Below are 12,090 nucleotides of genomic sequence, written 5' to 3' on the forward strand. Positions count from 1 at the left end.
GGAGGTGGATATGTGTATACGGTTATTGTTGTAGACGATGAGCTAGCCATCCGAGAAAATTTGCCAAAGGTAATTCGGTTTGAAAAATATGGGTTTCGAGTTTGTGCCACAGCAAAAAATGGTGCTGAAGCACTTACCTTAATACGCAGTCAAAGACCGAATTTAATAATGGTTGATATTTGCATGCCCACACTAGACGGATTAGGGTTAATTGAAGCAATGAATAAAGAAGGCTATGGGGACATCCCGGTCATTATTCTTTCTGGACACAGTGATTTTGATTATGCCAAACAAGCTGTAAAATACAATGTAAAAGCCTATCTAACCAAACCTGTTGACGAAGAAGAAACGGAATCTCTTTTAGAAGAAATTGCACAATCGCTCGAACTGCAGAAGAAGAAAAATATGCAGGAAATGGCAGATCGAAAAAAGCATAAGTTGTCTGAAATGTTCGTAGCCGGTAAATCACCAGCGGGTTTTTCTGAAGATGCTTTTCTGCACTGTGTTGTGCTGCCAATAGAAACAGATGATGACGAATCCACTCCGTATCAAATATTGCAGACTACTATGCCAAAGGTTTTTTCAGGCTATGATTTTCTTTATACCGTTTCAGGTTATTATTACAGCTACTATTTGCCGGCAGATTATTTGAAAGAAAAGAATTTTTCGCCTCAAAGACTGGCTCAGCAGGCATATTACGCTATTTTAAAAGAGGGGCTCACTTGTGCAGTGATTGCCGATACTCAGATTTTGCAGGAAGAAGGGCCTTTTTATCAAAACTTCAACATACATAAAAATGGTATTTTGACTCCCCTGTTTTATGGGGCACAAAGCTGTCATGACTATGAAAGAATCCCGAAAGAGAAAAGCAGTTGGAAATCAAAATATAGCGAAGCTTTTTTGACCGAGCTTGGTAATCATTTGAATGAAGCAAATCTTGAGGGCGCATTAAGTGCCTTTGATCACTTTTGCGAGACCATAGCTAAACTCCATCCCACTCTGCCTGAAATTTTGGATATCAGCCATAAGATTTTTTATGCTTTGTCTAATGCTGTACAACAAGTGCAGCAAGAAGGAGGCCAAGAATACCTTGTCCAAAAGTATGACTGGCAAAACAGCACTTATTTTTTCTCTTTATTAACATGGGCGCAAATACAAAAACAAACCATCAAACAGGCTGGTTCTTTTATCATGCAGAGCAAAAAAATGAACGGATTTGGACAGTATGATGAAATCCTAGATTATGTCCGCAGACACTATCGTGAACCTATCACGATAAAAGAAGTAGCAGATCGATTTTTCGTCAATGCCGCTTATCTGGGACGAATGTTTCAAAAGACCACGGGGGTAGGCTTTAAACAGTATGTTAAAGACTTGCGGTTTGCTGAAGCAAAGCAAATTTTGAGCCAAACGGACAAACGCGTTTATGAAATTGCAGGTATGGTCGGTTTTTCAGATAGCAATTATTTTATTGCAAAGTTTACACAGGAAATGGGCATCAGCCCTACTGAATACCGAAAAAAAAGAGTGTGAAAAAACCATCCATATTTTGAATGAAATCATTCGAAATATGAGGGATGGCTTTTTATCATAAACTAGCAAAATATAAAAATTAAATGCAAGGTTTGATTAGTCTCCCATAGAAAAAGAGATTACAATACATAATAAGGTCGCTATAGCAAAGACCTGCTTGAGAATTAGATTAAGGTAAGGAGAAATGATGTGGAAAATCAATTTATAACATTTGCAGACTATCCCGATCCAGATGTAATTCGTGTAGAAGACACTTATTATATGGTAACGACAACCATGTATTTTATGCCCGGTTGTGAGATTTTTCGATCATATGACTTGGTGAATTGGGAACATGCTTGTTATGTTTATGAAACATTAGATGATACACCGGCACAAATGTTAGACGGAGAGCAAAATATTTATGGGCAAGGAATGTGGGCTGCCTCTCTACGATACCATAAAGATACATTTTATGTGTGCTTTGTAGCAAACGATACCCATAAAACATATTTATACACAGCAAAAGATATCACTGGGCCATGGAGAAAACAATATATTGAAGGTTTCTATCATGATAATTCCATTCTGTTTGATGATGACCGAAAAGTTTATATCATGTACGGCAATAAAGATGTATATATAACCGAGCTTAACAGCGATTTAACGGCACCCAAAGAAGGCGGCTTTCATCAATGTATTTTATCCGATGCCGAAAAGGTTCCTTTGGGATATGAAGGAAGTCATCTGTATAAAATCAACGGGAAATATGTGGCCATGGTATGTCATATGCCAGTCGTAAATGAGGCAAGAAAGGTGCAGTCTTGCTTTGTGTCAGATTCTCTTTCAGAACCGTTTTCAGGGGGAATTGTCATTAGCGACAACCGCGGCTTTCGTAATTATGGAGTAGCACAAGGGGGATTAGTAGATACGCCCGAAGGTCAGTGGTACTCGATGTTGTTTCAAGATGTGGGAGCAGCCGGCAGAATTCCTGTGCTTTGTCCAGTACAGTGGAAGAATGGATTTCCTGTTTTTGGTGATTATGGGTTTGTACCATCACAGGTGGTATGCGAGAGTACTCATCCCGACCATGCTTATGCACCTTTGTACAATAGTGATGATTTTGTTTACCCTCCGCTAGGGAGTAAAGAAATTTGTTTAAAACAAGGTTGGCAATGGAATCACAACCCGAACCACGATTTATGGAGTATTACCGAAAAACCAAATGCACTGCGCATTTGTACCGGTAAGCTTTGCACCAATATGACCCAAGCAATCAATACCTTAACGCAGCGTATGTTGTTTCCACAATGTACGGCAACGGTTCATGTAGATGGAAGTGGCTTGAAAAATGGGGATTTTGCTGGATTCGCAGCGTTGCAAGGATGCTATGGAATGCTTGCTATAGAAAAACAAGAAGAAAAATTCTTCTTGACTTTGCTGACGAATCCGCCGCAAGACAAAAGCATTTGGGGAAATAAAACAAAGAATCAGCCTGGTGTTGTGACGGAGCGTATAGAAATTGACACACCAAATGTCAGCATGAAAATCACAGCTGATTTTGGCGAAACTCGAGATTTTGCACGCTTCTATTATCACGATAGAGAGCACTGGGTACCATTTGGACAACCGTTTGAGCTGTTTTTCAAATTAGATCATTTCACTGGCTGTCGCTTTGCGCTTTCTGTGTTTTCAACCCAGCAGGCAGGGGGATATGCTGAGTTTAGCTCATTTCACTACAACCCAAAAGAATAAAAAAGTTGAAAGCGAGTAGTGGCTATAAAAAACAGCTGTTTACTGGTAGCTTTTTTAAAAAACTACCAGTAAACAGCTGAGTCTAGATTGGCTACCGGTAAGATAGCCAAGAGTATGTATAGATGGTATCAATAAGAGTTTGATAAAGAGAAATTTTGCTTTTTATGCAAAGCTTTGTTTCACTGGCTAGATTTATGAGCTCTCTTATGTTTGTTAGAGTACAGCTCTCGATATTCTGAGGGCGTACAGTTTTTTTGATTTCGGAAAACGCGGCTAAAAGTAGATAAGCTGGAGAAACCGGATTGAAAGGCTATTTCAGTAATAGACATATTTGCTTGAGCAAGATTGTATTCTGCAGATTTTACTCGCTGGTACATTAAGTAATCGCAAAAAGTAAATTGGGTGTATTGCTTAAAGAGTCGTGAAAAATGATACTTTGAAAAGCCAAATTCTTTTGAAACACCTTCTAAAGTAAGGTCTTCTGTATAGTTTTTGTTGATGTAGTTGATGATTTCATTGAATTTATTGACATATTCTTTTCTTTTGTCCAAACGCAGGTGTAAATCACTTTGAACAGAAGCCGAATAATATCTACCGATTTCAGCAACAAGATTTAAAAAATATGAGTAAAAAAGCAATTCAAGCATTTCGTCATCACTAAAATATTTTTCTCTCATTTGTCGGAGTAAGGTATGAGCAAGCGCATGAAGTTTCGGGTTGTTTGTCTCTGTGATATAAATGGGCTGTGTCAGAATTGGCATAACTGAGGCAGAACTTTGAATTGCCTCTAAAATATCAAGATTTAAAAGATAGACAAATCCGTTACAGTTGTCTTTGGGCGTTAGCGTATGAGTCATGCCTGGCGGAATCAATAAAATTTCACCTGCCCGCACATGGTAAGTTATGTCGTTAATAATAGACTCATAATATCCATTTTCACCCACCAAGATTTCAAGTGCATTATGCCAGTGAGTTGAAAAGCTCTCTTCCAGATGAGTATACCAGATACGCACAGATGTGCCGGGGAGATAGCCGACTAGCTCTTTAGTGCCGGTTAACTCTGACAAGCCCCCTTCTATCGGTTGGTCATATTCAGGGGGTCTTTCGTTTGTTGATTGGTTTGCCACATTCTTCACTTCCTATACATGGGAGGGTGATAGAGGGTATCTAATATTAATTATAGATTTTTCTGGGATAAAATGCAATGCACAAATGAAATCATATAAAAGAATAAAAAGTATTTCTTTATAAGATTTGCAGAGATTATTTAAAAGGAGAATGAAAATGAACCGATGGATTATTAATCCGCTTTGTAAGAAAGCAAAAATCAATAAGGCTGTTTACGGCCACTTTTCAGAACATTTAGGAAGATGTATTTACCAAGGTATTTATGTAGGGACAGAATCTTCTGTGCCGAATGTAAACGGTATTCGCAAAGATGTTGTCGAAGCGCTAAAAGAAATGAGAATTCCTGTTTTGCGCTGGCCTGGCGGCTGTTTTGCCGACCAATACCACTGGAGAGATGGGATTGGCCCTAAAGAACAGAGGAAGAAAATCGTGAACACCAACTGGGGTGGCGTTGTTGAAGATAATACCTTTGGCACCCATGAATTTATGGAACTTTGCACACTTCTAGGCTGCGACGCCTACATTAATGGCAATGTTGGCAGTGGAACAGTTCAAGAAATGAGTGATTGGGTAGAATATCTTACTTCTGGCAATGAATCGCCCCTGACACAAGAGCGATGTGAAAACGGACAAGAGAAACCTTGGGATGTAGCTTACTGGGCAATCGGCAACGAAAATTGGGGTTGCGGGGGGCATATGATCCCTGAGCAATATGCCTATGAATATCGTAAATATTCTGCCTACTGCCGCCATCACACGCTCGGCAAAAAATTATATCGAGTTGCTTGCGGCGCAGACGGAGCTGATTATAACTGGACAGAAAATCTAATGAAAGTGCTGAGTGTTCCTGCACCCTTTGGTACAAAGCTGGTAGAAGGAGTTTCGGTTCATTATTATACCACTACAGGGGGATGGGATTATAAAGGCTCTGCTACCGAATTTACAGATAAAGAATATTATTCACTTTTATCGCGCGCGCTATTTATGGATGAATTACTTCGTCGCCATACTCATGTGATGGATCGTTATGACCCAAACAAAGAGATTGGATTGGTAGTGGACGAATGGGGAACTTGGTATGAAGTGGAACCAGGAACCAACCCAAGCTTTCTTTATCAGCAAAACACAATGCGTGATGCCTTGGTGGCTGCGCTCACACTGAATATTTTTCATAAGCATGCAGATCGTGTTCATATGGCGAATTTGGCGCAGATTGTCAATGTGCTGCAGTCTGTTATCCTGACCGAAGGGGATAAAATGGTAAAAACACCGACCTATCATGTCTTTCGTATGTTTAGTCCGCATCAAGACAGCACAGTAGTAGACAGCTTTATTGAAACCAAGCCAATCGGCATGGATAGTATCGAAATACCAAATCTCCATGAATCAGTTTCTGTTTCAGAAGAAGGCATTCTAAATTTATCTATTTGCAATCTTTCGGCGACAGAATCTTTTGAGGTTCAAAGTATTCTTGTTGAAACAAATATCTCTGAAATCACAGCCTCTATTCTCACGGAAGAACCTCATGCTTATAATACATTTGATAAGCCTGAAACGGTGGAGGAACAACCCTTTACAGATTTTATTATACAAGAAAACAAAATTTGTTTTTCTATTCCTGCTTGCAGTATTATCCAGTTTGCCGTGAAATGAGAATATAAATAGAATTGTTAAAAAATGAAATAGCAGTAAGATGAATTATCTTGGAAAGATATTCTTCTTACTGCTATTTTATAGAGCTCAAAACAACCTCATTTGTTCATCTTTTACGGAAGACATTTTCTTTTCAGTGATAATCGCGTTTTTTGGCAAATTCCCAAAAAGAATTGGGGATTCCGGATTGTGGCGCAATACATTTGCTCGCGCAGTATTTTCAGAAGAGGTAGCATAGCAATATTTACATCCGTGCGTGCAGCAGTCATAAGTACCAATTTCCACGCTTTCTATACAACCGCACATGTTGCGCTGATTCATATCTTTGCGAGAAAGAACGGAACAATCAAGAAGTTTTTCTATTAAGTTTCTATCAATGCAAGAGGCATGAGAGATACCATACAAGCTTAAATCTACTGGTTCGCAACAGGTAGAAAGGCGTATATTGTTTTTTTGCGCAATTTGAGAAAATCCTTCTGCAATTCGCTCAATATCCGTTTTTTCTAGTTCAAGTGCTTTAATGCTTTGTAGCGGTCTGCGCAATTTGGGATAGAAGTTTAAAAAACTGAAAATGCACTGGTGGGTATAACCGTTCAAAATGGAAGCCATTTCTTTAAAGCAGTGTAAATGATAGGTTATATTCATTTGTTCTGTCAGTATGATAGGGTCATACCGCCATATCACACGTTCTGGCCCCAAAATGCTGCTCAATGTTTGAAATGTATGAATCAGAGTTTTTTTGTCTGGCAGATTTTGTTCTATATTTCGTCCATATGGTGTCAGTGTAAACTGAAAATAAAAAGGATATCCCTGTGCTGTTATTTCATCGAGTCTTGAAAACATCGGCTTAGGGTTTTTGGTCCAAAATACAAAGCAGTCCACCGTTTGAGGATTTAGCTCTACATGGGTAAAGCGCAGTGGGTTTCGGGGGTTGGGAATTACCGCATAGCCTTCTTTGAGACGATTGAGTAGCCATTCAGAATAGAAGGCCGGAATATCTGTGCGGCGGCTTGCACTAATAATCATGGCTTTTTTCTCCAGACAGAATAGCGGTACGATATTCTTTAGGTGAGACACCCGCAGTTTTTTTAAAATGGTTATAAAAAGTAGATAAGCTCTCAAAACCACTTTGCAGTGCAATCTGCAAGACGTTATCTTTTGTGCTCATGAGCAACTCTTTAGCGCGAGATATACGTAGCTCATTTAGGTATTCTGTTGGGACCTTATCATATTGAAGCTGGAATAATTGGGCAACTCTGTTTCTGTTTAGTCCTAGTTTTTTCAGCTCTTCTTTTAAACGAATATGATCGGCAAAAAACTGATCATAAGTTGACTTGATGTTTTCAGCAGCTTCTTTTTGTGGCTGAAATTCCAATAAATCAGGGCGGCATCGTTTGCATGGGCGAAGACCAAATTGGCGTGCCTCCTCTGCTGTATCAAAAAAAACGATGTTTTCACGTTTTGGGCTCTTTGATTTACAAGAAGGGCGGCAGAAAATTCCGGTAGTTTTTACGCCATAGAAAAATTTGCCGTCATAAGTGGCATCACAGGAAAGCGAGGCTTTCCATTTTTCTTCTTCTGTCATTTTTATCGCTCCCTTCATAGCTTTCTCTTCATTGCACGAATTTTCTTTTTCGTTTCATAGTCTATTTTTAAAGATTCAGTGATTTTCTGCAGTGCTTTATTATAGGTGAAATCATCAAGTCTATTATGTTTTAAATAGTCCAAGGTATACTCGGGAAATTGAATATAGCAGATAGAAATGGCCCATGCCACTGCCATTTTTGCATAATAACCCTCATGGTGTATTTCGTCAAAATGCGTTAGTACAGCATGAATATGGGGTTTATCGATATAATAAAACAACAGCATGACAACTGCAAATCGGATCTGAAACTCTTGATCAGACTTTAGATATGGTTTCAAAAAATCCCATACCTGTGCTTGTGATTTCTTTGTGAATTTCAGTCCTGCACAAAAGCTGTCACACACCGACCAATTATCAATTTTAGGTATAAATTTTTGGACAAGTAGAAGTCGTTCTTCTACTGAACAATTTATACAGCCGATGACCATACCCTGCAGCATTATTTCTTCAAAAGAATCGTTTTGTGCCGTTAGCAAATACGCTTGCCAATCTGATTGTGCAAGTTTTTTGGATAGCTTTCGAAGAAGAGGAAGGCGAACACCTAAAATATGCTTAGTGCCAGGCAGTAGGGCAGAAGAAAAACTACGGTATTTTTCTTCTGCTAACGCTTCGAGCTCTTGCTTGATTTTTTTTTGCATTTCAATTCTCCGTCGATATAGATATAGCTACTCTAAGAACTTTCCAATGGTTTTTTGTCAACAGTGGGGCAGCGTTAGAAAGCAAGAAAGCTAATAGAATAATACCGCAGCAACAGCACATTTAAATTATTTATTGCAATACCTGATAATGGGTCTATCGAAGAAAGGCATTTGGTTTTTTATGGCGGTCGCTAAAAAAATGTTGTTTCAATCGTTGGTATGGTTTTGTTCCAGTTCTAATAGTTTGTTCTTAACAGCTAGACCGGCGGCATAACCTACTAGTTTTCCATCCGCTCCTACAACACGGTGACATGGTGTCAAAATTAGAATGGGGTTCTTGTTGTTAGCCATTCCTACAGCACGAGAAGCACTCGGTTTTCCAATCATCTCTGCAATTTGTTTATAGCTATATGTTTGTCCATATGGAATCTTACGTAAGGCATCCCACACTGTTTGCTGGAATTCAGTTCCTTCAGCGGCAAGGGGAAGATTAAAATTTTTGCGATTGCCTGAAAGATATTCTGTAAGCTGCTTTTCAGCTTCTTTTAATAAAGGTGTTTTTTGTTCGCTAGGTGTTTTGTGCATGTCTGTGTCAAAAAACACCTTAGTAATAAAGCCATCTGATTCCGTTATCCCAATCATGCCTAGTGAACTCTGGAAATAGGTTGTATATTTCATGAGTTTTGCCTCCTTTACTTTCTAATGGTTAAAAACCCGATTATTACATCTGATTTTCATCTAAATAGATAGTTTTCAATAAAAGTTTGCCTGAATCTGTTCGAAAAATCTTAGTGAGTACGCTAACAATAGCATCAACAGTTAAGTTGTCTTCATAAGCGTTGACGAGAAAATCTGCTTCAACCAGAATTTGATGATCTAGCTCCTGAATATTATGATAGGTGTGGTGATGGCCTACCAGCCAACAGACACGATTTATAACAGATGGTTCATACCCCAAATCTTTTAGGAGAGCCTTTGCAATAGGGGGACCTTCTAATTCTTGATATTTACCGGCACTGCTGCCATATTTTTCTTCGCTTATTTTAATACCAATGTCGTGAACGAGAGCAGCTATTTCAATAATGTTCTGCATTTGGTCTTCAACTTGCTCCATTTCACCTATTAATTTTGCAAACTGATACACTTTTAGGAAATGCTGTATTCTCTTAGGGTCAGCTTTATCATATTCAATCATACGTATCATTACATTTTGCATAGCATTCATAAGATTTCCTCCTAGAGCAGCGCAAATCTTTCTATTGAACTGCTTTTAATATACATGGTTTTTCTTTGTCTGTCTTCCGATTTTGCACTATTCAATTTTCATCCAACCAAACACGTCGTAAAATCTGAATACCTTCGCGTATTTCGCTCTCATCTAGTAGACTGTAGCCCATGAAAATTAGATTATCTTGGTATCTATCTGGGTGATTCCAAAATGGGCGGACAGAATATACCCGAACTCCGGCATTTTCTGCTTTACACATCAGTTCGTCCGTATCTGTTCCAACCGGAAACTCTAACAGAAAATGTAAGCCTGCGCCTCGCCCGTGAAGTATGAGTTTATCTCCAAATTGTTTCAAACATTCATGTACAAATACGTCATGACGCTTGCGATAGGCAGAGCACATTTTACGGACGTGCTGTGCATATTCACCAGAAGCCATATATCTTGAAAGTACTTCTTGTGTTAACCAAGACACTGGGCTGGAATAAGAAGAAAACATTTTTTGATAAGCTGCAAGCAAGCATTTTGGAAGAACCATATAATTAACACGCAAAGCGGGGGATAGGGATTTTGAAAAAGTACCAATATAGATAACCCGGTCATTAGTATCAAGGGATTGAAGCGAAGGCACTGGGTTGGCATCATATCGATACTCGCTGTCATAATCATCCTCAATAAGGAAAGAATGGCTTTCTTCTGCCCATTTTAATAGTTTTTTGCGCTTGTAGATAGAAAGGACCGATCCGTAGGGAAACTGATGGGACGGTGTGACATAAGCCGCACAAACATTTGCTGATTTCAAAGAGGTTAAATCTAATCCGTTTTTGTCGGCGGCAAGAGTGTGAAATGAAAATCCATTATTCATGAAAACCTCTCCTGCTCCATAATAACCGGGGTTTTCGACGGCAATTTTTTTGTGACGGTCTAGCAGTTTGCATATGATATCTAAAGAATAATGCAGGCCGCAGCCAATTACAATTTGTTCTTCTGTACAACACACACCTCGAGCATAATGCAAATATGTTCGTAGCTCTTGCCGCAGAGGGAAAATCCCCTGCTTGTCACTATATTGTGTGAGGCAAGAAGAATCTACGTTGTTTAACACAGCAGTGGTATGTTTCTTCCATAAAGTGTGGGGAAAGCATTTGTCTTCGAAATTTCCATACTGAAAATCATATATTATCTTTTTGGGATTTTCCTGAGAGAAGTCATCTCGCGTGTTCGCATTCGATAAAAATGAATTTTCTGCTTTTCCAAAAGAACCATCTACAACACCTTCTACTAAAAATCCAGAGCCTTTATGAGCTGTAATATACCCTTCTACAGCCAATTGGGTATAGGCCTTGTCTACCGTGTTTCGGGCAACGCCAAGCGTTTTAGAGAGAGTTCGTATGCCCGGTAACCGACGGCCTTTTGGAATACTGCCGCAAGTGATTTCGCTTTTTATTTGTGAATAAATTTGTTCATATAAAGCTGTATTAGAATTTTCATCAATGTAAATCATAAGTTTTCCTTTAAAAAGTGTACCCTATATTTTATATAAAACTGTATCTTTTAATAGGTTCACTTTTATTATATAATGAACTAGTTTAAATTACAAGCGATAAGAAATGCTTTTGCAAATAAGAAAAACAATCAGGAGGAATTATAAATGCAGTACCGAATGAAACGATTCCAATTAACGCCAGAGGAAATAGATGAATTGCTGCAAAGGGCAGAATCTGGTAGGTTTGGTTCCATCCGAGAGGATGGTTATCCTTATGTGATTGCCATGCACTTCGTCTATTATAAAGGTAAGATTTATATGCACGGCTTACCGAAAGGCCAAAAGATTGATAATGTCAACAATAATTCTAAAGTATGTTTTGAGGTAGATGAGCTTCTTGGTTTACAGCCTGGCGAAAAGGTTGCCTGTGACACGGAAGCGGTTTATAATAGTGTCGTAATAACGGGAACAGCACAAATTTTGACAGAAATAGACTACAAACGCGAGGTGCTGAATAAACTGGTGGAAAAATATACCCCGCAATTTATAGGCAAAGATCTCCCCGAGAATATGATAAAAGGTACTGCGGTTATTGAAATTGAGGTTTTGGAATGTACTGGCAAATATCATAAATAAAAATGCTGCATTATATTCTTTTGAGGGGGTTTGGATGTACGGTTTACTTATTGGACTTTTTCATCCTATTGTCATAAAAGCAGAGTTTTATTTTTCCAAACGCATTTATCCGCTATTTATTGTCGCAGGCATTGTGTGTTTGTTGATAGCTTTTTTTACAGAAAATCAATTTATATCTTCGCTCTTAGGTGTTACAGGCTTCTCTTGTTTTTGGAGTGTAAAAGAGCTATTTGAACAGGAAAAACGCGTTCAAAAAGGGTGGTTTCCCAAAAATTCCAACAGAGAATAAAACAACCCGGCTTCTTTCAGGGGTCTTAACGATTGCCTATAATCAGGTATAGAACGGATTGAGCAAGGCATGAATAATATAATCAAAAGCTTGAATAGCAACTTAAATAAAAGCAGA

Annotated in this window: 12 protein-coding genes; 5 read left to right on the forward strand and 7 right to left on the reverse strand. The window is 38.7% G+C overall.

Annotation, left to right across the window (positions count from 1 at the left end):
* Positions 1-12 precede the first annotated feature (12 nt).
* Both CS931_RS00770 and CS931_RS00775 read left to right on the forward strand, forming a co-directional pair.
* Positions 13-1,533, forward strand: coding sequence for a response regulator transcription factor (locus CS931_RS00770; RefSeq protein ID WP_099203854.1), 1,521 nt, complete (start codon positions 13-15; stop codon positions 1,531-1,533).
* A 189-nt stretch (positions 1,534-1,722) separates the two neighbouring features.
* Positions 1,723-3,267: a glycoside hydrolase family 43 protein gene (locus CS931_RS00775; RefSeq protein ID WP_099203855.1), complete on the forward strand. Its 1,545-nt coding sequence runs from the start codon at positions 1,723-1,725 to the stop codon at positions 3,265-3,267.
* 179 nt (positions 3,268-3,446) lie between these two features.
* Here CS931_RS00775 and CS931_RS00780 read toward each other — a convergent pair whose 3' ends face one another.
* A complete protein-coding gene (locus CS931_RS00780; protein WP_159459704.1) occupies positions 3,447-4,394 on the reverse strand; it encodes an AraC family transcriptional regulator in 948 nt (315 codons plus the stop codon).
* Positions 4,395-4,551: 157 nt separating this feature from the next.
* Here CS931_RS00780 and CS931_RS00785 point away from each other — a divergent pair, with 157 nt between their 5' ends.
* Positions 4,552-6,048 carry an alpha-N-arabinofuranosidase gene (locus CS931_RS00785; RefSeq protein WP_099203857.1) on the forward strand — a complete coding sequence of 499 codons (1,497 nt, stop codon included), beginning with the start codon at positions 4,552-4,554 and terminating at the stop codon, positions 6,046-6,048.
* A gap of 87 nt (positions 6,049-6,135) precedes the next feature.
* Here the strand turns inward: CS931_RS00785 and CS931_RS00790 are convergent, their stop codons facing one another.
* The 6 genes from CS931_RS00790 to pdxR all read right to left on the reverse strand — a co-directional run bounded on the left by CS931_RS00790 (position 6,136) and on the right by pdxR (position 11,066).
* Positions 6,136-7,074: a DUF1848 domain-containing protein gene (locus CS931_RS00790; protein WP_099203858.1), complete on the reverse strand. Its 939-nt coding sequence runs from the start codon at positions 7,072-7,074 to the stop codon at positions 6,136-6,138.
* The gene (locus CS931_RS00795) at positions 7,064-7,633 is read right to left on the reverse strand and encodes a bifunctional transcriptional activator/DNA repair enzyme AdaA (protein WP_242964867.1); all 570 of its coding nucleotides are present in this window, start codon (positions 7,631-7,633) and stop codon (positions 7,064-7,066) included. Before CS931_RS00795 ends, CS931_RS00790 begins: the two co-directional genes overlap by 11 nt.
* A 14-nt stretch (positions 7,634-7,647) precedes the next feature.
* Positions 7,648-8,334 carry a DNA alkylation repair protein gene (locus CS931_RS00800; protein ID WP_099203859.1) on the reverse strand — a complete coding sequence of 229 codons (687 nt, stop codon included), beginning with the start codon at positions 8,332-8,334 and terminating at the stop codon, positions 7,648-7,650.
* 207 nt (positions 8,335-8,541) lie between these two features.
* Entirely contained in the window at positions 8,542-9,012 is a 471-nt protein-coding gene (locus CS931_RS00805) for a methylated-DNA--[protein]-cysteine S-methyltransferase (RefSeq protein ID WP_099203860.1), read from the reverse strand.
* 43 nt (positions 9,013-9,055) lie between these two features.
* Entirely contained in the window at positions 9,056-9,559 is a 504-nt protein-coding gene (locus CS931_RS00810; protein ID WP_099203861.1) for an HD domain-containing protein, read from the reverse strand.
* 91 nt (positions 9,560-9,650) lie between these two features.
* On the reverse strand, positions 9,651-11,066 hold the full coding sequence (gene pdxR / locus CS931_RS00815) for a MocR-like pyridoxine biosynthesis transcription factor PdxR (RefSeq protein WP_099203862.1): 1,416 nt from the start codon (positions 11,064-11,066) through the stop codon (positions 9,651-9,653).
* A gap of 147 nt (positions 11,067-11,213) precedes the next feature.
* On the opposite strand from pdxR, the gene CS931_RS00820 reads away from it, so the two are divergent.
* Both CS931_RS00820 and CS931_RS00825 read left to right on the forward strand, forming a co-directional pair.
* On the forward strand, positions 11,214-11,684 hold the full coding sequence (locus tag CS931_RS00820; protein ID WP_099203863.1) for a pyridoxamine 5'-phosphate oxidase family protein: 471 nt from the start codon (positions 11,214-11,216) through the stop codon (positions 11,682-11,684).
* Between the two features lie 34 nt (positions 11,685-11,718).
* The gene (locus CS931_RS00825) at positions 11,719-11,973 is read left to right on the forward strand and encodes a DUF4491 family protein (protein ID WP_099203864.1); all 255 of its coding nucleotides are present in this window, start codon (positions 11,719-11,721) and stop codon (positions 11,971-11,973) included.
* The last annotated feature ends 117 nt before the right edge of the window (positions 11,974-12,090 follow it).

The sequence above is a fragment of the Scatolibacter rhodanostii genome, assembly GCF_900197595.1.
Classification (GTDB): domain Bacteria; phylum Bacillota; class Clostridia; order Oscillospirales; family Acutalibacteraceae; genus Scatolibacter; species Scatolibacter rhodanostii.